This window comes from Rhodococcus shunpengi, from assembly GCF_048381395.1.
GTDB lineage: Bacteria > Actinomycetota > Actinomycetes > Mycobacteriales > Mycobacteriaceae > Rhodococcus.
The window spans coordinates 286,187-307,679 of sequence record NZ_JBLWIU010000024.1 but is presented as its reverse complement, the minus strand read 5'-3'; the positions used below and the strand labels follow the sequence as shown (position 1 = coordinate 307,679).

General features: G+C 68.0%; 18 protein-coding genes, 1 tRNA gene and 1 other RNA gene. 6 read left to right on the top strand and 14 right to left on the bottom strand.

Annotation, left to right across the window (positions count from 1 at the left end):
- Positions 1-18: 18 nt before the first annotated feature.
- The 12 genes from ACNJ7K_RS13710 to prfB all read right to left on the bottom strand — a co-directional run bounded on the left by ACNJ7K_RS13710 (position 19) and on the right by prfB (position 10,842).
- Complete coding sequence (locus ACNJ7K_RS13710) at positions 19-768, bottom strand: DsbA family protein (protein WP_258258490.1); 750 nt, start codon at positions 766-768, stop codon at positions 19-21.
- Between the two features lie 41 nt (positions 769-809).
- On the bottom strand, positions 810-1,301 hold the full coding sequence (locus ACNJ7K_RS13705) for a MauE/DoxX family redox-associated membrane protein (protein ID WP_487041809.1): 492 nt from the start codon (positions 1,299-1,301) through the stop codon (positions 810-812).
- A gap of 26 nt (positions 1,302-1,327) precedes the next feature.
- Positions 1,328-2,545 (bottom strand): MFS transporter, encoded by a 1,218-nt coding sequence (locus ACNJ7K_RS13700; RefSeq protein ID WP_174247012.1) that lies wholly within the window; start codon positions 2,543-2,545, stop codon positions 1,328-1,330.
- Between the two features lie 60 nt (positions 2,546-2,605).
- Positions 2,606-4,234, bottom strand: coding sequence for a phosphoglucomutase (alpha-D-glucose-1,6-bisphosphate-dependent) (gene pgm, locus ACNJ7K_RS13695; RefSeq protein WP_159417917.1), 1,629 nt, complete (start codon positions 4,232-4,234; stop codon positions 2,606-2,608).
- A 413-nt stretch (positions 4,235-4,647) separates the two neighbouring features.
- Positions 4,648-5,016: a transfer-messenger RNA gene (ssrA, locus tag ACNJ7K_RS13690) on the bottom strand.
- A 195-nt stretch (positions 5,017-5,211) separates the two neighbouring features.
- Positions 5,212-6,069, bottom strand: coding sequence for a DMT family transporter (locus ACNJ7K_RS13685; RefSeq protein ID WP_174247127.1), 858 nt, complete (start codon positions 6,067-6,069; stop codon positions 5,212-5,214).
- Positions 6,066-6,542, bottom strand: a complete 477-nt coding sequence (gene smpB, locus ACNJ7K_RS13680; protein ID WP_024101458.1) for an SsrA-binding protein SmpB — start codon at positions 6,540-6,542, stop codon at positions 6,066-6,068. Before smpB ends, ACNJ7K_RS13685 begins: the two co-directional genes overlap by 4 nt.
- A gap of 69 nt (positions 6,543-6,611) precedes the next feature.
- Complete coding sequence (gene ftsX, locus ACNJ7K_RS13675; RefSeq protein ID WP_120279813.1) at positions 6,612-7,517, bottom strand: permease-like cell division protein FtsX; 906 nt, start codon at positions 7,515-7,517, stop codon at positions 6,612-6,614.
- Positions 7,518-7,566: 49 nt separating this feature from the next.
- Positions 7,567-8,256 (bottom strand): cell division ATP-binding protein FtsE, encoded by a 690-nt coding sequence (gene ftsE, locus ACNJ7K_RS13670; RefSeq protein ID WP_006550350.1) that lies wholly within the window; start codon positions 8,254-8,256, stop codon positions 7,567-7,569.
- Between the two features lie 55 nt (positions 8,257-8,311).
- Positions 8,312-8,818, bottom strand: coding sequence for an Rv3103c transmembrane domain-containing protein (locus tag ACNJ7K_RS13665; protein ID WP_159417915.1), 507 nt, complete (start codon positions 8,816-8,818; stop codon positions 8,312-8,314).
- Positions 8,815-9,702, bottom strand: a complete 888-nt coding sequence (locus ACNJ7K_RS13660) for a mechanosensitive ion channel family protein (RefSeq protein WP_225623583.1) — start codon at positions 9,700-9,702, stop codon at positions 8,815-8,817. The genes ACNJ7K_RS13665 and ACNJ7K_RS13660 overlap by 4 nt, the downstream gene beginning before the upstream one ends.
- 21 nt (positions 9,703-9,723) lie before the next feature.
- The gene (prfB, locus tag ACNJ7K_RS13655) at positions 9,724-10,842 is read right to left on the bottom strand and encodes a peptide chain release factor 2 (RefSeq protein ID WP_016693130.1); all 1,119 of its coding nucleotides are present in this window, start codon (positions 10,840-10,842) and stop codon (positions 9,724-9,726) included.
- Between the two features lie 145 nt (positions 10,843-10,987).
- Here prfB and hisN point away from each other — a divergent pair, with 145 nt between their 5' ends.
- The 4 genes from hisN (at position 10,988) to ACNJ7K_RS13635 (ending at position 16,441) form a co-directional block, all read left to right on the top strand.
- On the top strand, positions 10,988-11,773 hold the full coding sequence (hisN, locus tag ACNJ7K_RS13650; protein ID WP_159417914.1) for a histidinol-phosphatase: 786 nt from the start codon (positions 10,988-10,990) through the stop codon (positions 11,771-11,773).
- A 105-nt stretch (positions 11,774-11,878) separates the two neighbouring features.
- Positions 11,879-13,273, top strand: a complete 1,395-nt coding sequence (locus ACNJ7K_RS13645; protein ID WP_159417913.1) for an acyl-CoA dehydrogenase family protein — start codon at positions 11,879-11,881, stop codon at positions 13,271-13,273.
- Between the two features lie 28 nt (positions 13,274-13,301).
- Complete coding sequence (locus tag ACNJ7K_RS13640) at positions 13,302-14,516, top strand: acyl-CoA dehydrogenase family protein (RefSeq protein ID WP_159417912.1); 1,215 nt, start codon at positions 13,302-13,304, stop codon at positions 14,514-14,516.
- A 221-nt stretch (positions 14,517-14,737) separates the two neighbouring features.
- Positions 14,738-16,441 (top strand): acyl-CoA synthetase, encoded by a 1,704-nt coding sequence (locus tag ACNJ7K_RS13635; protein WP_159417911.1) that lies wholly within the window; start codon positions 14,738-14,740, stop codon positions 16,439-16,441.
- Positions 16,442-16,489: 48 nt separating this feature from the next.
- Here the strand turns inward: ACNJ7K_RS13635 and ACNJ7K_RS13630 are convergent.
- Positions 16,490-16,566: transfer RNA gene (locus ACNJ7K_RS13630), tRNA-Met, on the bottom strand.
- 468 nt (positions 16,567-17,034) lie between these two features.
- On the opposite strand from ACNJ7K_RS13630, the gene ACNJ7K_RS13625 reads away from it, so the two are divergent.
- Positions 17,035-17,559: a transglycosylase family protein gene (locus ACNJ7K_RS13625; RefSeq protein WP_120279820.1), complete on the top strand. Its 525-nt coding sequence runs from the start codon at positions 17,035-17,037 to the stop codon at positions 17,557-17,559.
- Between the two features lie 95 nt (positions 17,560-17,654).
- Here ACNJ7K_RS13625 and ACNJ7K_RS13620 read toward each other — a convergent pair whose 3' ends face one another.
- Entirely contained in the window at positions 17,655-20,672 is a 3,018-nt protein-coding gene (locus tag ACNJ7K_RS13620) for a UPF0182 family protein (RefSeq protein ID WP_174247011.1), read from the bottom strand.
- Between the two features lie 192 nt (positions 20,673-20,864).
- Between ACNJ7K_RS13620 and ACNJ7K_RS13615 the strand changes: the two genes are divergently transcribed.
- Positions 20,865-21,470 (top strand): PPA1309 family protein, encoded by a 606-nt coding sequence (locus ACNJ7K_RS13615; protein ID WP_159417910.1) that lies wholly within the window; start codon positions 20,865-20,867, stop codon positions 21,468-21,470.
- Positions 21,471-21,493 lie beyond the last annotated feature (23 nt).

Below are 21,493 nucleotides of genomic sequence, written 5' to 3'. Positions count from 1 at the left end.
CCCCCGCCACCGCTCCGTCTATCCGACGAGTTCGGTCACCCAGTTCTCGTTGCCGAGGGCGTCGATGACGGTTCCCTCGTACACGACGGCCGGAGTGCCGGCCGCTCCGGTCGTCGCGAGCAGCCGGCGTCCCGCCTCCGCGTCGGCCGAGGCCTGCTCGATCCGGGCGCCGTCGGTGATGCACTGCGCGACGTCCTCGGAGGCACCCGCGTCGCGCGCCATCTGCGCGAGACCCGCGTTGTCGATGTCACCGTCGCCACCCTCGGCCGGCTGGTTGTCGGGCGACAGCAACGCGTCGTGGAATGCGGAGAACGCGCGGGCGTCCCCGCTCTCGGCGACGCACTGTGCCGCCGCCACCGCGCGGGTCGAGTAGTCGCCGCTGCTCGACGCCCGGTCGAGGAAGGCGAGCATCCGGTACCGGATCGCCAGCTGCCCGTCGTCGATCGCCTGGGCGAGCTCCTGCGAGTGCTTGTGTTCGAGTTCGGCGCAGTACGGACACAGCGGGTCCTCGAACAGGTCGACGGTCCGCGGGGCGTCGGGGCGGCCCAGCAGGATCGCACCGTCGTCCTCGATCGACACCTCCACCGCGGCGTTCTGCACGGAGCCGTAACCGTCGTTGCGGGGATCGCCGCTACCCGACGACCACAGGACACCACCGACGACGAGCGCACCGATCACCAGGATCGCGATGCCGCCGAGAATGTAGGTGAACCTGTTCGACGTCGGCTCCGGTGTGTACTTGCCGGATGAGACCTTCTTCGCGCTCACGGATGCTGCCCTCTACTGCTCGTCGATGGGGAAGGACGATCTCACTCTGCCATCGACGGCTGAGGGGCCGCTGAGAGGGCAGCCCGCGAACCCGGACCGAGCGCGAACCAGGTGCGCGGCCGGACGACCAGCCATATCGACATCGCCAGGAAGCCGACGTCGCGGGCGATCTCGATCGCGTAGTCGCGGCCGCCAATGCCCTCGACCACACCTCCTCCCCCGAAACAGCCGCAATCGATCGACAGGCCGCGCGCCCACGCCGAGGCGATCGCGGCGACGAGCGCGACCAGCCCCAGCGCGCTGACGAGCGCTGCGGAGCGCGTCGCGAGACCCACGAGCAGGATCGACCCCAGGGCCAGTTCGAGAACGGGGAAGACGGCGGCGAACGGCCGCACCCAGTCGGTAGGGAAAATCTGGTACGCCCGTACCGCCACGACGGTCTGCGTCGGATCCGAGAACTTCACCCAACCGGAGACGAGCCACACCGCCGCCAGACCGTATCGGGCGAGCGTGGAGACGAGACCGACCCACATACCGGCGACAGTACCGCTCGGTCGCCTCACCGCGCCGTGTCGTCGGTCACCGGCGTCGCTTGCTCCGCGACGCGGGGCCGTCCGACGACGAACCACGGCAGCGTCGCCGCGAGCATGATCACGCCCGTGACCGCGAAGGCCGTCGAGTACGACAACCGGTCCGCGAGGAAGCCGGCGGCGACCGGGCCGATCACCGCGCCGACATCGGCGACCATCTGGAAGGCCGCGAGCACCGGCCCACCTCGAGCCTTACTGCCCACGACGTCGGCGACGGCGGCCTGCTGCGAGGGGTTCGACAGCCCGGACCCCATACCCGCCACGAACGAGGTGATGAGGAACCAGACGACGCTCTCGGTGAATCCCATCGCGATCGTGCTGACCCCGCACACCACCAGACCGGCCAGGACGAAGGGTCGCCGCCCGAACCGGTCGGACAGCTTGCCCGACTTGATGAGGACGAGAGCGTTGCCCACAGCGAAGGCGGTCAGCGCGACACCCGCGAACGCCTCACCCTCGTCGAGCGCCTCGACGACGAACAGCGGCACCATCGCCACGCGGACCCCGAACACCACCCAGCCGTTGGCGAAGTTCGATCCCAGCGCCGCGCGGTAGACCGGCGAGCGCAGCGCGTCGCGCAGGCGCATGACGGGCACGCCGTCCCCGCTGTCGGGACGGGCGAGCTCCGACGACCGCAGGCTGATCCCCACGACCGAGGCCGCCACGAGCAGCGCCACGGCGTAGATGAGAAAGGGTGCGCGCAGCCCCAGTCCGATCAGGGCACCACCGAAGAGCGGGCCGAGGATGTTGCCCATGAGGAAGCTGGTCGCGTACAGACCGGAGACGCGCCCGCGGGCGTCGGGGGGTGCGATCCGCACGAGCAGGCCGAGCGCCGACACCGTGAACATCGTCGACCCGATGCCGCCGAGGGCACGGAAGACGAGCAGCTGCCAGTAGCTCGCCGCGAATGCACATGCGCCCGTCGACAGGGCGACGATGAGCAGGCCCGTGATGTAGACGGGCCGCTCCCCCAGCTTCTGCACCAGCGACCCGCTCGCGGGCGCGAAGAGCAGTCGCATCGCGGCGAACGACGACACGACGACCGTCGCCGCCGTCACACCGACGTCGAAGCTGCGCGCGAATTGGGGCAGCGCGGGAGCGACGAGACCGAAGCCGAGCGCGATCACGAAACTCGCGACGACCAGAACCCAGATTTCCCGCGGCAACGCCGCGTCACGTGTCCGCATGATGCCCACGATGTTAGCGAGGCGCACGACCTCGCCCGGCCGCACGGTAGGCGAGCAGGCTCAGGACAGGACGGACGAGACGAGTTCGCGTGCCGCCTGCTGGACCTCGGCGAGATGGTCGGGGCCGCGGAACGATTCGGCGTAGATCTTGTAGACGTCCTCGGTTCCGGAGGGGCGGGCGGCGAACCACGCGTTCTCGGTGGTGACCTTGAGACCACCGATCGCAGCACCGTTGCCGGGGGCCGCGGTGAGCGTCGCGGTGATCGGTTCGCCGGCGAGTTCGGTGGCGCCGACCTGCTCGGGCGACAGCTTCGACAGCACCGCCTTCTGCTCGCGCGTCGCCGGCGCGTCCACGCGCGCGTAGGCGGGGTCGCCGTACCGGTCGACGAGTTCGGCGTAGTAGCGGGACGGGCTCTTCTCCGTCACCGCGGTGATCTCCGCCGCGAGCAGGGCGAGGACGATGCCGTCCTTGTCGGTGGTCCACACCGAGCCGTCGCGCCGAAGGAAGGACGCACCGGCGCTCTCCTCCCCGCCGAAGCCCAGCGAACCGTCGCTCAGGCCGGGGACGAACCATTTGAAGCCGACCGGCACCTCGAGCAGGTCGCGGCCGAGGCCGGCGGCGACCCGGTCGATCATCGACGAACTCACGAGCGTCTTGCCCACCTTGCTCGATTCCACCCAGCCGGGGCGGTTGCGGAACAGGTAGTCGATCGCGACGGCGAGATAGTGGTTCGGGTTGAGCAGACCGGCGTCGGGGGTGACGATGCCGTGCCGGTCGGCGTCGGCATCGTTTCCGGTCGCGAGGTCGTAGGCCTCGCGGTTGCCGATCAGCGACGCCATGGCGTTCGGCGACGAGCAGTCCATGCGAATCTTCCCGTCGGTGTCGAGCGTCATGAACCGCCAGGTGGCGTCGACGAGCGGATTGACGACGGTGAGGTCGAGGGCGTGCCGTTCGGCGATCTCGCCCCAGTAGTCGACGCTCGCACCACCCATCGGGTCGGCGCCGATCCGTACCCCGGCAGCGCGGACGACGTCGAGATCGACGATGTTCGGCAGATCGTCGATGTAGGCGGCGAGGAAGTCGTGTCGTCCGGCGGACGCGAGGGCCGAGGAGAGCGGCACCCGCTTCACCCCGCCGAGTCCGGCGGCGAGCAGTTCGTTGGCGCGGGCGGCGATGACCGACGTCGCGTCGCTGTCGGCCGGACCACCCGACGGCGGGTTGTACTTGAAGCCACCGTCGCGCGGAGGATTGTGCGAGGGGGTGACGACGATCCCGTCGGCGCGGGCACCGGAGCCGGAATTGTGCTGCAGGATCGCGTGACTGACGGCCGGGGTCGGGGTGTAGCGGTCGCGGGAGTCGACGACCACCTCGACGCCGTTCGCGACGAGCACTTCGAGCGCGCTCGCCCAGGCCGGTTCGGACAGGGCGTGCGTGTCGCGGCCGAGGAACAGCGGGCCCGAAGTGCCCTGCTGGGCGCGATATTCGACGATCGCCTGAGTGGTCGCGAGGATGTGGGCTTCGTTGAACGCACCGTCGAGGCTCGAGCCGCGATGACCGGACGTGCCGAAAGCCACCTGCTGCGAGGCGTTCTCGGGATCCGGTTGCACGGTGTAGTAGGCGGTGACAAGGTGTGCGAGATCTTCGAGATCCGCCGCGGTGGCCGGCTGTCCCGCTCGTTCGTGCGCCATGTGCTCTCCTCGTCGATGGTGGTGTTCTCATCTTGCCGCCGATCCGCGGCACGCGCGGGATGAGTACCCCGATCCGCGCGTCGATACGGATAACGGACGAAAAGGTCATCACGGTCGTGGGACCAAAGTTTCTGACTCGAAAGTAGTATTGGTACCTCACAATTAGGTGAGCTAACTTCAGTGAACGAAATGAAGACGATGCCGGGGAGGACATTCCTTCGTTTCGCTCTCGCTGTTTCGGCGCCGTCTCCGACGTCTCCGGGACCGACAGCGACCGTGCCCGTCGTCGAGAACACTCACACCCTGAGTCTCGACGGCGGGCACTGCCGTTTCCAGGACACTGCCGATCAGGCTCACCCGAACAACAAGAAACCCGGGTAGGTGATCGATGGTCGATCTCCTACCCGGGTCGATGGTGGAGCTGCCGGGAATCGAACCCGGGTCCTCCGCCGCCTCGCGAGGGCTTCTCCGTGTGCAGTTCGCTATGTCTCTACTCGGATCTCCCGTTCTCGCGAACAAGACGAGATGACGATCCCAGTCGCTGTTTGTTGTCCCGTACGACTCCGCGACCGAGCCGGACGGTAGAGCTCTCTAGTCGATGCCAGGATCCGGGTCGAGAGCAAACCCGGGCTGACAGAGACGCGCTCGCTTAGGCAGCGAGGGCGTACTCGCGCTGAGTGGACTCGGCGCTTAATTGGTTGCAGCGACGCTTACGGTGGTCTCTTGCCTGCACCGACACGCTTCCCCTTGCTCAACGTACGCAGTCGAAACCGTTCAGCCCCGTACGCACCTGCGACCTTCGCAGGACTACCTACTGTAACGACCCGAGGGCCCGATGTCATTCCCATTTCCGGAAACGATTCGCGGCGGGGTCATGAGCCTGCTCACACCGCCACTCACCAGCCGCGGAACCGCGTCGGGGTCACCCGGACGGGCACGGAGTTCCGTGCCTCGTGTTCTTCCTCATCCCGGAGGGATCAGCCGGGCAGGCTGACGAGTGCGACGGCAAGGCCGGCTGCGAGCAGGCCGAGCAGTTTCACCCGGCTCACCCGTTCACCGAGCACGATGACGGCGAGCAGGACCGTCACCGCCGGATACAGCGCCGCGATCACGCTCACCAGCGACAGCAGGCCGTGCTGGTAGGCGAACAGCAGTGCACCGTTCGCGATCACGTCGATCGCACCGATCCCGATCAGGATCGGCAGGAGCGACCGGATCGGCCACACCACGGTGCGCCACGAGAAGGCGATCACGAGCCAGACCACGAGGGTGGCGGTCGCGCGCGAGGCGGCGAGCGGCCACAGTCCGGTGCCGGTCTCGACCTGACCGAGGCCGACGAACGACAATGCGAAGGCGATGCCCGATCCGACCGTCCACCACGCGATCCTCGACGTGAAGCGCGGGTGTCCGACACCGGTGACGGTCTCGTCGGATTCGCGGCTGACCAGCCCCACCGCGATCACCGCGACGACGATGCCGAGATAGGCGAGCAGACCGGGCCGGTCCCCCGTCGCGATGCCGACGAACACGGGGATCCCGGCCACGACGACGGCGGTGACCGGTGAGACGACCGACATCGGCCCGTTCGCCAGCGCGAGATAGAACCACCAGACGGCGATGCCGCCGGCCACGCCCGCCGCGGCACCCCACGCGAGGGAGGCCGCGGTGAGGTCGCCACCGACGACCGACGCGGCGATCAGGGACACGACGAGCGAGACCGGGTAGGTGACGGCGACGACGCCGAGCGCGCTCGCGCGCCGGGAAGCGGCACCCCCGGCGAAATCGCTGAGGCCGTAACCGACCGCCGCAAGCAGCGCGAGCGCGACCGCGATCAGCGGCTCATGCCCTTCACCCGCCGGCCGAGCTCGCGGGTCACCTCACGTTCGGCGGTCCGGCGGGCGAGATCCTGACGCTTGTCGTAGTCCTGCTTGCCCTTGGCGAGCGCGAGCTCGACCTTGACCTTGCCGTCGGAGAAGTACATCGACAGCGGCACGAGGGTCTGGTTGCCCTCCCGGGTCTTGCCGACGAGCGCGTCGATCTCCCGGCGGTGCAGCAGCAGCTTGCGGGTGCGGCGCGGAGCGTGGTTGGTCCACGTGCCGTGCCCGTATTCCGGAATGTGCAGACCCCGCAACCACACCTCGCCGTCGTCGACGGTCGCGAACGCGTCGACCAGGGAGGCCTTGCCCTCCCGCAGGCTCTTGACCTCGGTACCGACGAGGGCGATGCCCGCCTCGTAGGTGTCGAGGATGGTGTAGTTGTGGCGCGCCTTCCGGTTGGTCGCGATGACCTTCCGGCCCTTTTCCTTCACGTGCAGGCCTTTCCGGTCCACGATCGATCGAACAGAACACCGTCCAGCATAGGAACCTCGCACAACACCTTATTCACGCACGTACAGACGCAAGGTCACATACGAGGTGAGAGCGGCCATCCCCACACCCACGAGCACCAGGAACGGCGAGACGAGAAGGATGTCGCTGTCGGTGATGCGGGCGACGATGTTCGCGTCGTAGACCTCGGTGAGCATGTCGTCGACGAACATGCTCTTGGCGACGAACAGGCCGCCGATGGCGAGCGCGGCACCGACGATCGCGGCGATCACCGCTTCGAGGAGGAAGGGCAGCTGCGTGTACCAGCGGGTCGCGCCGACCAGGCGCATGATGCCGACCTCGGTGCGGCGGGTGAAGGCCGCGATCTGCACCATGTTGGCGATCAGCAGCACGGCCGCGATCGCCTGGATCGTAGCGATGGCGAACGCGCCGTTGCGGATGCCGCCGAGCACACCGAACAGGCGCTCGACGAGATCCTGCTGGTTCAGCACGCTGTCGACGCCGGGTCTGGTGCCGAAGTCGTCCTGGATCGCCGCGAAGCGATCCGGATCGGACATCTTGATCTTGAAGGAGGCCGGGAAGCTGTCGGCGCTCACGAGTTCGGCGAGTTCGGGCTGATCGGCGAAGACGCGTTCGGTGGCGTCGGCGACGGCATCGTCGCGGCTCAGGTACTGGACCGACACCACGTCGTCGGTGCCCTCGAGGTCGCTGCGCAGAGCGGAGCAGAGGTCCTGCTCGCACTCCGGATCGAGCGAGGAGATGTCCTCGGTCAGGAACACCTGCACCTCGACCCGGTCGAGGAAGATCCGTTCCGTCTTGCCCGCCATCTGGACCACGAGCAGACCCGCACCGAACAGCGCGAGGGAGATCGCCGTGGTGAGGATCATCGCGATGGTCATGGTGAGGTTGCGGCGCAGGCCGGTGGTGACCTCGCTGAACAGGAAGCTGGCACGCATCGGGTGGGAATCCTTCGGTTGCCTGGTGGGGATGCTCGGGTGACGGGATCTACCGGCCGACGCCGTAGACGCCGCGTGCCTCGTCGCGCACGACGCGTCCGAGATCGAGTTCGACGACCCGCCGCCGCATCGAGTCGACGATGTGGTGGTCGTGGGTCGCCATGAGCACCGTCGTGCCCGTGCGGTTGATGCGTTCGAGCAGCAGCATGATGTCCTGGCTGGTCTCGGGGTCGAGGTTGCCGGTAGGTTCGTCGGCCATCAGCACGAGCGGCCGGTTGACGAACGCGCGCGCGATCGCGACGCGCTGCTGTTCGCCGCCGGACAGTTCGGCGGGCAGCCGGTCGGCCTTGCCGGACAGTCCCACCAGGTCGAGAACCTCCGGCACCGTCCGTTCGATCACTCCGCGCGGCTTGCCGATCACTTCGAGAGCGAACGAGATGTTCTCGGCGACCGTCTTGCGCTGGAGCAGCCGGAAGTCTTGGAAGACGCACCCGAGATTCTGGCGCAGCTTCGGCACGCGCCGCGCCGGCAGCCGATTGACGTGGAAATCGGCCACGTGGATGTCGCCGGTGGTGGGCTTCTCCTCGCGCAGGAGCAACCGGAGGAAGGTCGACTTCCCGGATCCGGAGGGACCGATGAGAAAGACGAACTCGCCCTTCTCGACGTGCACCGAGACCCCTTCGAGTGCGGGGCGCGTGGACGTCTTGTAGGACTTGGACACATTCTCCAGCCGGATCACGTGGACATGCTAACCGTTACCGGACGGTGACCTATTGACCCGGCTCGTCGACGCTCTACGACGGCGGGGCGTCGGTGTCCTCGGTCACCGTCGGGTTCTGCTGGTCGTTCACCCCGGGGATCCGCGGCAGATCGAACGGGAACTGCCTGTTCGTCGTGGTGGGAATCCCCGTGGTCGGCACGTCCTGCTGCGGCACGACCCCCTGTTCCGAACCCGGCGCATCGGTCGACGGCGTGGGCCGGGAGAGCGACGAGGTCGTCGGCGGATAGGGCGTGTCGGTGGTCTCCGGCACGTACTTCTCCTCCGGGACCGTGGTCGCCGGCGGCACGTACGGCACGTACGGGGTCTCGGAGATGAGCACGGCGGTCGACGGTGCCGCGGGGGTGTCCTCGGGCTGGTTCAGGAACAGATAGGTCACCCACAGCGCGAGCCACAGGGTGCACAACGCGAAGGTCGTGGTCCTGATCCGCCCACCCAGCAGGTGCGACGGGATGCGCCTGCGGTGCGTCTGCTCCGGCTCGGTCGCCGCGCCTCCACCCGAGGCCCCTCCACCCGGTGTCACTGTGCCTCCACTCGATCGACCACGCTGGCGGTGTCGAGCTGGGGCGTGACGGTGATGCCCTGTTCACGCAGCGCTCGCGCGATCCGCGCACGCAGCAGACGGCCCACCTGGAACTGCTTGCCGGGCAGCGTGCGCGCGACCATGCGGACGCTGAGCTGATCCACCTCGAGGCTCTCGACACCCATCACGCTCGGTTCGTCGAGCAACAGCTCCCGCAGGCGGGGTTCCTGGTATGCGGCGACACCCAGTTCGCGCAGGATCTCGGTGACGTCGGCGATGTCGGCGGTCACCGGGATCGGCACGTCCACCACGGCGCGCGCCCAGTCCTTCGACAGGTTGACGGCCTTGTTGATCTGCCCGTTGGGGACGGTGATGACCTCGCCCGCCGTGCTGCGCACCCGGGTGACACGCAGTGTGACGTCCTCGACGGTGCCGACTGCGTCCTCGGACGCACCGGTCACGGAGATCTGCACCGTGTCGCCGAAGCCGTACTGGCGTTCGGTGATGATGAAGAACCCCGCAAGGATGTCCTGCACGATGCGCTGGGCACCGAAGCCGAGCGCCGCGCCGAGCACGGTCGCCGGCGCGACCAGGCTGCCGATGGGCAGCTGGAGATAGTCGAACACCTTCAGGGTGGCGACGATGTACACGAACGAGATCGCCATCCACGTGACCACCTGGGCGACCGAGTGGCGGTGCTTCGTCGCTTCGGACCGCACGAGGTCGTCGGACTGCGTGTAGCGCTCGTCGATGCGCCGCGTGATGCGGCTGCCGATCCAGGAGACGAACCGGGCGATGAGAACCGCGCCCAGGATCGTGAGTGCGATCAGCAGCCCGCTCGTCGACAACCAGTCGAGCAGTCTAGCTCCGGGAAGAAACGGCACAGGGCCCTCTCCTGTTTCCGATCACGACTTCTGCTCTTCCCGCATACGCCAGCGGATGCCCGATTCGAGGAATCCGTCGATGTCGCCGTCGAGCACCGCCGACGGGTTGTTGACCTCGTACTCGGTGCGCAGGTCCTTGACCATCTGGTACGGGTGCAGCACGTACGAGCGCATCTGGTTGCCCCACGAGCTGCCGCCGTCGCCCTTGAGCGCATCCATCTCGGCCCGCTCCTCCTGGCGCTTGCGCTCGAGGAGCTTGGCCTGCAGGACGCGCATGGCCGCGACCTTGTTCTGCAGCTGCGACTTCTCGTTCTGACAGGTGACGACGATGCCGGTCGGGATGTGTGTCAGGCGCACGGCGGAGTCGGTGGTGTTGACCGACTGGCCACCCGGGCCGGACGAACGGTAGACGTCGACGCGGACGTCGTTCTCGTCGACGTCGATGTGGTCGGTGGTCTCGACGACGGGCAGCACCTCGACCTCGGCGAAGGAGGTCTGGCGGCGTCCCTGGTTGTCGAAGGGGCTGATGCGCACGAGCCGGTGCGTGCCCATCTCGACCGACAGGGTGCCGTAGGTGTAGGGCGCTTTGACCGCGAAGGTGGCGGATTTGATGCCGGCCTCTTCGGCGTAGGAGGTGTCGTAGACCTCGACGCCGTAGCCGTGCTTGTCGGCCCAGCGGATGTACATGCGCATGAGCATCTCGGCCCAGTCGGCCGCGTCGACGCCACCGGCTCCTGCGCGGATGTTGACGAGTGCGTCGCGCTGGTCGTACTCGCCCGACAGCAGCGTGCGCACCTCCATCGCCTCGATGTCGGCGCGCAGGCTCTCACGTTCGGCGTCGGCGTCGGCCATGGCGGCGGTGCGGGCCTCGCCCTCCTCGCCCTCGGCGAGTTCGTACAGGACCGGCAGATCCTCGAGTCGCTGACGCAGACCCTCGACCCGGCGCAGCTCACCTTGTGCGTGCGACAGCTCGCTGGTGACCTTCTGGGCGTGCTCCTGGTCGTTCCACAGCTCGGGATCGGCGGCCTGGTGCTCGAGTTCGTCGATGCGCCGTCGCAGCTCCTCGACGTCGAGGACCGACTCCACGGTGCGGAGGGTCGTGTCGAGCTCGGTCAGGGCTGCGGAAACATCGGGATGCACGATTCAACAGGTTACCGGAGCGACGAACGGGCCCGCCGTGGGCGGCGATCGACACGGGCAGGGCCCGAGCCGGGTCGAGCATCGCCGACCCCGGAGTGGACGGCAAGCTGCTCGGCCCCGAGCGACGGCGGCTAGCGTTTCCGTCATGACCACCGACTACACCGCCGACCTGGACCTCGCCCTCCGACTCGCCGACGCGTCCGACTCCATCACCCGCGACCGCTTCGGTGCGCTGGACCTGAAGGTGGACGACAAGCCGGACCTGAGCCCGGTCTCCGACGCCGACCTCGCCGTCGAGCGCACCATCCGCGAGATGCTCGGCGAGCAGCGACCGGACGATGCGGTGCTCGGTGAGGAGTTCGGTGGCGACGCGGTCTTCCGTGGACGGCAGTGGGTCGTCGATCCGATCGACGGCACGAAGAACTTCGTGCGCGGTGTGCCGGTCTGGGCGAGCCTGATCTCGCTCCTCGAGGACGGTGTGCCCGTCGTCGGTGTGGTCAGCGCCCCGGCACTGAACCGTCGGTGGTGGGCGGCTGCGGGAGGAGGGGCCTGGGTGTCGCACGACGGCGCCGAGCCCCGGCGTATCTCGGTGTCGCAGGTGACCGATCTCGCATCGGCGTCGCTGAGCTTCTCGAGCCTGAGCGGCTGGCAGGAGCGCGGCATCCGGGATCGGTTCGTCGCCCTGACCGACGACGTATGGCGGGTGCGCGCCTACGGCGACTTCTTCTCCTACTGCCTGCTCGCCGAGGGCACCCTCGAGATCGCGCTCGAACCTGAGGTGTCGCTGTGGGATCTGGCCGCCCTCGACGTAGTGGTGCGCGAGGCCGGTGGCCGGTTCACGAACCTCGAAGGCGCGGACGGCCCGCACGGCGGTAGCGCGGTCGCGACCAACGGCACGCTGCACGACGAGGTGCTCGGTCGGCTGAAGTGAGAGGTCGCGTGAGGGGGTCGCCCCGTGGAACTTACCGCGTAGTAGACACCGACCTTACTCGGAAGTAAGATCGGAGCCGTCCGCTGCCGCATCGAGAGACATCTGGTGATCATGAGCAAGCAAGACAGCGTGGCCCGCCACACGCCTCGCGACACGTCCGCCGTCGGCCTCAATCCGATCAAACGCGACGCCATGGGCGCTGCCATGCGCGTGCTCACCCGGATCACGGGCTCCGAACTGGCCGACCGGTACAAGTTCCGCGAGACGATCGACCGGATCACGTATCAGTCCACGAAGACGGGCTTCAAGACCCTCGGTGCCGCCACGCGCACCTTCAAGAAGGTGTCGGGCGGCGCGAGCGGCCCGCAGCGTCTCACCACCGCGAAGAACGCCGACTTCTTCGACCTCACCCCCACCGACGATCAGCAGATGATCACGGAGACGGTGCGTGAGTTCGCCGCCGAGATCCTGCGGCCCGCCGCGCACGACGCCGACGAGGCCGCCGCGGCCCCGGCCGATCTGCTCGCGCGCGCAGCCGAACTCGGCATCACCATGGTCAACGTGCCCGAGGCGTTCGACGGCGCCGCCGACGAGCGCGGCGTGGTCACCAACGTGCTGGTCGCCGAGGCTCTCGCACACGGCGACATGGGTCTGGCCCTGCCGATCCTCGCGCCGAGCGGTGTGGCCGCGGCGCTGACGCAGTGGGGCACCGAGGACCAGCAGAAGACCTACCTGCCGGCCTTCGCCGGCGACGACGTCCCCCAGGCGTCCGTCGTCATCGCCGAGCCGCGCGCCCTGTTCGATCCCTTCGCACTGCAGACCAAGGCGGTCCGCTCCCCCAGCGGTTACCGACTCAACGGCGTGAAGTCGTTCGTCCCGGCCGCGGGTAGCGCCGAACTCTTCGTCGTCGCAGCCGAACTCGACGGCAAGCCCTCCCTCTTCCTCGTCGAGGCGAAGAGCAAGGGCGTCGTCATCGAGGCCGATCCGGGGATGGGCCTGCGCGCCGCCGGACTGGGCCGCCTGCTGCTCGAGGACGTCGCGGTGCCGGAATCGGCGCGTCTCGGCGACGACGACGCCGACGTCCGCGCCGAGCAGTACGCCGACGCCGTGCGCCTGTCGCGCCTGGGATGGGCCGCTCTGGCGATGGGCACCGGTCAGGCCGTGCTCGACTACGTGGTCCCCTACGTCAACGAGCGCGAGGCGTTCGGCGAGCCCATCAGCCACCGGCAGGCGGTGGCGTTCATGGTGGCCGATATCAAGATCGAGCTCGACGGTCTGCGCCTGGTCACGCTGCGCGGCGCGTCGCGGGCCGAGCAGGGCCTGTCCTTCGCTCGCGAGGCGGCCCTGGCCCGCAAGCTCGCCACCGACAAGGGCATGCAGTTCGGCCTCGACGGTGTCCAGCTGCTCGGCGGCCACGGCTACACCAAGGAACACCCCGTCGAACGTTGGTACCGCGACCTGCGAGCAATCGGAGTCGCCGAGGGCGTCGTCCTCGTCTGATCGGCCCGACCCGAACAAGGAACCTGTGATGATCAATCTCGAACTTCCCCGGAAGCTCAAGGCTTCCGCGAACCAGGCCCATCAGGTCGCCGCGCAGATCTTCCGGCCGATCTCCCGCAAGTACGACCTCGCCGAGCACGCGTACCCCGTCGAACTCGACACCATGGCCGCGATGGTCGAGGGGCTCAACGACTCCGGTCAGGGCGCGGCGGGCGCCACGCTCGGCCGCGACAGCAAGGCCAAGCAGGACGGCCCCGCCGGAAATGCCAACGGCGGCAACATGGCCGGTCTCCTCAACGTCATCGAGACGTGCTGGGGCGACGTCGGCCTGACCCTGTCGATCCCCTACCAGGGCCTCGGCAACTCCGCGATCGCCGCGGTGGCCACCGACGAGCAGCTCGAGCGCTTCGGCAAGGTGTGGGCCTCGATGGCGATCACCGAGCCCGGCTTCGGATCCGACTCGGCGGCCGTGACGACCACGGCCGTGCTCGACGGCGACGAGTGGGTCCTCAACGGCGAGAAGATCTTCGTCACCGCCGGTGAGCGTTCCACGCACATCGTCGTGTGGGCGTCCGTCGACAGGTCGAAGGGCCGCGCCGCGATCAAGTCGTTCGTCGTGCCGCGCGAGGCTCCCGGGCTCTCGGTCGCCCGCCTCGAGAAGAAGCTCGGCATCAAGGCGTCCGACACCGCCGTGCTCGTGCTCGACAACTGCCGCATCCCGAAGGACAACATCCTCGGCTCTCCGGAGGTGAACACCGAGAAGGGGTTCGCGGGGGTCATGCAGACCTTCGACAACACGCGTCCGATCGTGGCCGGCATGGCCGTGGGTCTCGGTCGCGCGGTACTCGAGGAACTGCGCACGATCCTGAAGGAGGCGGGCGTCGAGGTCTCCTACGACGTCCCCGCCAACAACCAGCACGCCGCGGCCGCCGAGTTCCTGGCGCTCGAGGCCGACTGGGAGGCCGCCTACCTGCTCGCTCTGCGCGCGACGTGGATGGCCGACAACAAGAAGCCCAACTCCCTCGAGGCATCGGTGTCCAAGGCGAAGGCCGGCCGCACCGGCACCGCGGTCTCGCTCAAGGCCGTCGAACTCGCCGGCACCTACGGGTACTCGCAGCGGCCCCTGCTCGAGAAGTGGGCACGTGATTCCAAGATCCTCGACATCTTCGAGGGCACCCAGCAGATCCAGCAGCTCATCGTCGCTCGACGGGTGCTCGGAAAGTCGTCCTCCGAACTGAAATAACGCCCGGGGCATGGGGTCCGTCCGCCGGCCCCGAAGGGATGGGACCGGGGCCGGCGACGGTACCGGGCGTTTCGGAGGATCCATCGGGGGACGAGCCCTCGCCGCAGGCGCGGCGAGGGCTCTACCCGTTCCAGGAAGATCATCCGGAGAAGATTGCCTGGAATGTGAGCTACGTCACGGCTACTGTGTGTCCTGACGCCGACACACAACCAGGGGGACGGATGCTCGGTCAGGACATTCTCGGCAGGATCACGGGCGGGCGGATCACGCTCGACGACACGATCGGCCAGGTCAAGGACACCGTCGGATCACTCGCGGTACTCCATCGCTCCGGTCTGCTGCACTTCCCGCGCGTGGACCACAGCATCGGGACGATCATGGCGGCCAACAAGTACGGTCCCTTCGCCGGTGCCGTGCACGCGCAGGCCGAACGCGGTCTGGACGCCGTCGCACTGATCGACGAGGCCGGCGACGTCACCTACAAGGAACTCGAGGCCCGCTCCAACGCCCTCGTGCGTGCGTGGCAGCGCGCCGGGGTCGAACCGGGATCGGTCATGGGCATCATGGCCCGCAATCACCGCGGTCTCGTGCTGACGATGCTCGCCACCGCCAAGCTCGGCGTGCGGCTCGTCATGATGAACACCGGCTTCGCCCCGCGCCAACTCGTCGACGTCGCCGCGCGCGAACAGGTCTCGACGTTCGTCTTCGACAGCGAGTTCGCCGATGTCGCCGCCGCGCTCCCAGACGACGTGCGCCGGTACGTCTCCTGGGTGGACGACGAGGTCCCCGATATCCCGACACTGGAGCACTCGATCGAAGGCATGGACGGATCGTCCCTGCCCGCCCCGGAGGTCTTCGGTGGATTCGTGCTGCTCACCAGCGGCACCACCGGCACCCCGAAGGGGGCGCCGCGCGGCCGCACGTCGCCGTTCGCGTCGGCCCAGTTCCTCGATCGGGTTCCGCTGCGCCCCGGGCAGACGATGCTCATGGCCGCCCCCGCCTTCCACGGCACCGGCGTCTCACAGTTCGCGCTCGCCCTCGCGCTCGGTCAGACCGTGGTGATGATGCGGCGCTTCTCCCCCGTCGACACCCTGGGCCTCGTCGAGCAGCACGGAGCGAACGTGCTGGTCGTCGTCCCGACCATGCTGCAACGGATCCTCGACCTCGGACCGGAGAAGATCGCCGAGTACGACACCTCGAGCCTGAAGATCGTCTTCTCCGCGGGTTCGTCGCTCTCACCCGACGTGTGTCGCCGGACCACGGAGGCCTTCGGGCACGTGCTGTACAACCTGTACGGATCCACCGAATGCGCCGTCGCGACGGTTGCGACCCCCGACGACATCCGGCAGGCGCCCGGCACGGCCGGTCGTCCTCCCGTGACCTGCCGGGTGGTGCTGTTCGACGACGACGGCCACCGCATCACCGAACCTCACGTTTCCGGCCGCATCTTCGTCTCGAGCGGCCTGTCCTTCGCCGGCTACACCGACGGTCGCGACAAGGAACGCATCGACGGACTGCTGTCGATCGGCGACATCGGGCACTGGGACGAGAACGGCCTGCTCTTCGTCGACGGCCGCGACGACGACATGATCGTCTCCGGCGGCGAGAACGTCTATCCGCTCGAGGTCGAGAACCTGCTCGCCGAACGGAAGGACGTGCTCGACGCCGCCGTGGTGGGGGTCCCCGATTCACAGTTCGGGCAGCGACTGCGGGCCTTCGTGGTCCCCTCACCCGATTCCTCCCGCGACGCCGAGGACATCAAGGCGTTCGTGAAGGCGAATCTCGCCCGGTACAAGGTCCCGCGCGAAGTGGTCTTCCTCGACGAGCTGCCGCGCAATGCCACAGGGAAGCTGCTGCGCCGGGTGCTGGTGGAGATGGATGTTCCCGAGGATCCCGAGAAGGGGCGCACCGCCGCCCGCGGGTGACCCACGAACGAACGAAGGCCGGTCGTCCGAGACGACCGGCCTTCGTGGTGGTAGCGGGGACAGGATTTGAACCTGCGACCTCTGGGTTATGAGCCCAGCGAGCTACCGAGCTGCTCCACCCCGCGTTGCATGAACGAACCTACACGAGCGCGGAAACGGAATGCAAATCGCCTTGTCGGACGCGGATATTCCTCGACGACACCCGGAATCACCGCCCCTTCCGGGTGACCCGGTTCACATTTCCACCATGACTATCACCACATAACGGAGGTGTAACGATCTTGCATCGAACCCCGTTATCACTGCCCTGAACTGGGAAAATCCCGCGACGTCATCCCATCAGGTGGATAGGAGACTCTCTCGGCACAGGGGTGACGAGCCGCGACACGCTTTGTACTGTCGGTCCCGGCTCGAAACAGCCGAGCCACCACCGGCCCGTCGCCGCCAGTCTGCCCCGCGGGATCCGGTGCCTACGAAGACCCGAGGGGCAGGGACGCGACCGACATGGTCCCCGATCCGGACGGAGACATTCTCCGTCGGCCGAGATCGACGAGGGCCGTCGCGCTCCGCGAGCGCGGGAAGGACTCCACAGCATGACCAACTTCAGCACGCGTGCATTCCGCACTGCCGTCGTCACCGGTGCACTCGCCGCGGTTCCGTTCGCGCTCGCCACCGGCACCGCGTCCGCCGCCCAGCACAACTGGGACGGCGTCGCCCAGTGCGAGAGCGGTGGCAACTGGGCCATCAACACCGGCAACGGCTACTACGGTGGCCTGCAGTTCTCGCAGAGCACCTGGGAGGCCAACGGCGGCAGCGGCCGCGCGGACCAGGCCTCGAAGGCGGAGCAGATCCGCGTCGCCGAGAACGTCCTGCAGACGCAGGGTCCCGGTGCGTGGCCCGTCTGCGGTCAGTACCTGACCACCGAATCCGCGCCGGCTCCCGCCGCGCCCGAGGCTCCCGCGCCGGCTCCCGAGGCTCCGGCACCCGCGGCCCCGGCCGCCCCCGAGCTGCCGGCCGAGGTCGCCCAGGCCGTCGACACCGCCAACCAGCTCGCCCAGCAGTACGGCTTCGGCGCCGAGTTCGCGCAGATCGTCGACATCACGCTGGCCGGTCGCTGACGCAGACCGCCTCCAAGAACACGACGAAGGCCCGCGGTTCGCACCGCGGGCCTTCGTCGTGTCCGTTTCCGTTACCGGATCAGCCGCCGGTGGACTCAGCCGCCAGTGGATTCGTAGGCGTCGACGGCCTGCTGCACCCGCCGCAGCGCCCGACCGTAGGCTTCGAAATCGCCGCTGGTCTGCGCGTTGGCCAGCTCCGCAAGTGCCGAATCGAGCTCCGCGACCGCGGCATCGCGATTCGCGGGAGCGGTCGGCGCCGGCGAGGCGGGCTGCTGTTGCTGCTGATCGGAAGGCTGGTTCTGCTCCTCCGTGCCCTCGCCGATCGCCTCACCGCGGGTCTCGTCCTCGACCTCGGCGGTGGGCAACGCCTCGCCACCGGGAGCGGTGGCCGCGTCGCCGACACCGGGACCGAAGACCTGGTCGAGCGCACCGGCGAGAGTGGGCGCGTAACCGATCCGGACACCACCGCTGGCACCCGGCTCCCGGTAGCTGACGAGCACGCGCGACAGCTGCGGGAAGGTCGACGTGCTGCCCGCCGTCGCATTGCGCTCGGTGTACATCGGCTGGACGTACAGGATGCCGCCGTCCGCGATGGGCAGGGTGAGCAGGTTGCCGTACTGGATCCGGTTGGACCGTTCGAGCAGGGTCCGCTCCGAAGCCACTCGGGTGTCGGAGATCATCGCGTTCTGCGTCTGCTCCGGACCGAAGGTCTGTGTGTCCGTCGGTAGCTGCAGGATCGTGAACTTGCCGTAGTTCTCCGGATCGGATTCGACCGAGATGTACGCCGACAGGAACTGCCGGTTGTAACCCACCATCGCCGAGGTCAGACGGAACCGCGGATCCGCCGTCTCACGATCGCCCATCAGCAGGTAGTAAGGCGGCTGGTTCGCGCTGGTGTCGACCGTCGGATCGGCCGGCACCGACCAGAACGCGTTGTTGGTGAAGAACTCGCGTGGATCGTCGACGTGGTACTTGGCGAGCATCTCGCGCTGCACCTTGAACAGGTCCTCCGGGTAGCGGAAGTGCGCCCGCAGTTCGTCGGAGATCTGGTCCTGCGGGGTCACCGCGTCGGGGAAGACACCCATCCAGGCCTTCAGGACCGGGTCCTGATCGTCGACCTGGTAGAGCGTGACGGTGCCGTCGTAGGCATCGACCGTCGCCTTGACCGAGTTGCGGATGTACGAGACCTCCTTGCGGGGCAGCAACCGGCCGGTGTTCTGGTCGATGCTGTCCTCGACGAGGCCCTCGAGCGACGCGCGCTGCGCGTACGGGTAGTAGTCGAGCGTTGTGTACGCGTCGACGATCCACTTGATGCGGCCGTCGATCGCGGCCGGGTAGGCGTCGCCGTCGGCCGTCAGCCACGGCGCGACCTTCGTCACGCGCTCACGCGGGTCGCGGTTGAACAGGATCTTCGAGTCGCTGCCGATGGCGCTCGAGAACAGGATGTTGCGTTCGCCGTACTTCGCGGCGAAGGCGAGCCGGTTGAACCAGTTGCCGATGTCGACGCCGCCCGAGCCGGTGTAGGTGTACTTCTCGGTGTCGGTGTCGTACTCGCGCGGCCCGGACGAGTCGGCGCTGTTGCCGACGATCGCGTAGTCCGGATCGGCCTCGGCGATGACCTCGCCGTAGTAGATGCGGGGCTGCTCGACGGGGATGACCTGGTTCTCCGCGGCGAGCGACGCCAGGTCGCTGACGAAGTAGACGGGATAGCCGCTGTTGCTGTTGGCGGCCTCCTCCGCCGACGCACTCGCGGCGGCGTTCACACGGTTGGCGGGCGCCGCGACGAGACCGTTGCCGTGCGTGTACACGGTGTGGCGGTTGATCCAGTCGGTCTGGTTACCGGTCAGGCTCGTCGGCGAGAGCTCACGCGCCGCGACGATGTAGTCCTCCATACGACCGTCGAGCTCGTACCGGTCGATGTCGAGCGACTCGGGGTAGCCGTAGAAGTTCTTCAGCTGCGTCTGCTGCGTGAACGTGCGGGGAAGCACGTTCGGGTCGAGCAGGCGGGCATTCGCGATCGTGGTGATGTCGGCCGGGATGTTCTCGGGCGAGGTGGTACCCACGCCCGGGTAGTCCTCGTACGCCACCTTGTCGTCGGTGATGCCGTACGCCTCGCGGGTCGCGGCGATGTTGCGCTCGATGTACTCGCTCTCCTTGTCGGCAGCGTTCGGGCGCACCGAGAACTGCTCGACCATGAGCGGGTACACCGCACCCACGAGGATCGACGACAGCACGAGCAGCGCCGTCGCGAGCGCGGGGATCCGCAGGTCGCGCAGGAAGATCGCCGCGAAGAACGCGATCGCGCAGATGACGGCGATCGCGAGCAGGATGAGCTTGGCCGGCAACACCGCGTTGATGTCGGTGAAGCCACCACCGGTGAAGGTGGGTTCCTTGCGGCTGCTCCACAGCAGTTCGTACCGATCGAGCCAGTAGGCGAACGCCTTGAACGCGACGAACAGGCCCGCGAGGACCGCCAGCTGCACACGCGAGGCCGTCGACATGCTTCCACCGCGACCGGCGAGACGGATGCCGCCGAAGATGTAGTGGGTGACGAGGTTCGCGATGAAACCGAGCACGATCGCGACGAAGAACCAGTTGAGCACGAAGCGGTAGAACGGCAGGTCGAAGGCGTAGAAGCCCACGTCGAGACCGAACTGCGGATCGGTGGTGCCGAAGTCGCCGCCGTTGAAGAACATCTGCACGGTGACCCAGCCGGCCTGGGCGACCAGACCGGAGAGCACACCGAGCACGACCGGGATGCCGATCCCGAAGGCGCGCATGCGCGTCATCACGGTGGTGCGGTAGCGCGCCACCGGATCGTTGGGTCCGGTGGTCGGCACGAAGACCGGGCGCGACCGGTAGGCGAGCAGCATCGCCAGCCAGACGACACCGCCGATGAACAACCCGACCACCAGGAACAGTGCGATCCGGGTCAGGAGAACCTTGACGTATACGTCCCGGAAGTCGACCTCGCCGAACCAGAGCCAGTTGGTGTAGGTGTCCACCAACCGTGGTCCGAGCAGCAGCAGCACTGCGGCCACCACTGCCAGGATCAGCAGAACTCTGCTCCGCTTCGACAATGTAGGTACTCCGGTCGGGGGCCTCATGCCCACGTGCCACGCTCCCAACTCGTCCGGCGGCGCGATCGCACCGCATCTGTACATCTCGCGCTCGACGAACGCGTACGAACGCGCCTCGTTGTCACGGAGTGACCGTTTCGCCCCACTCTACGGAATCCTCCTACCGGGGGTCGTACGACGCAGGTCCGGCAGCGCACACCCGCGTACGGGTGCCAGGATAGGCCGGTGAACCAACGTCTTCCCGTACCTTCCGAACAAGGACTCGCGCGCGCCGTCCACGAGATCATCGATTTCGCGGATGCGGAGGGTTGGGACCGCCCTCCCGTGATGTTCGCGCTCGTCCCGACCGTGCTCCTCGCAGCCGCCGAACCCACCCTCGCCGACCAGCTCGACGAGGGACACGAGTACACCCCGATCGCGCAGGAGGACTTCCCCGACGACGTCGAGGGCGGCAGTCCCGCACTCGAGGAGTTCCTCGCCACGACCACCTGGCCCGGCTCTGTCGCCGGGTGCGCGCTCGTGCAGGAGGTGGTGGTGCTGCCGCCGAGCGCCGAGAACGAACTCGACGACGCCTTCGCGCCGCTGCTCGCCGACACCCACGCGGCCGACGAGGCGGCACGACTCGCAGCGCACACTCACCCGGAACGACGCGCCGCCCGCCTCATCTCCGCGGTCCTGCGCGACGGGCCGTCGCTCTCGCTCCTGCAGTTGCGTCCGCTCGACGACGACGATCCGTTCGCGGGTGCCGAACTGCGGACCTACGACAACCTCGCCCCGCACGTCGTGGCGGCGTTGTACGCAACCCTGGAGGCGAGCGACGACGACTACTGAGCTGTCGGCCACCGCGCTGTCGC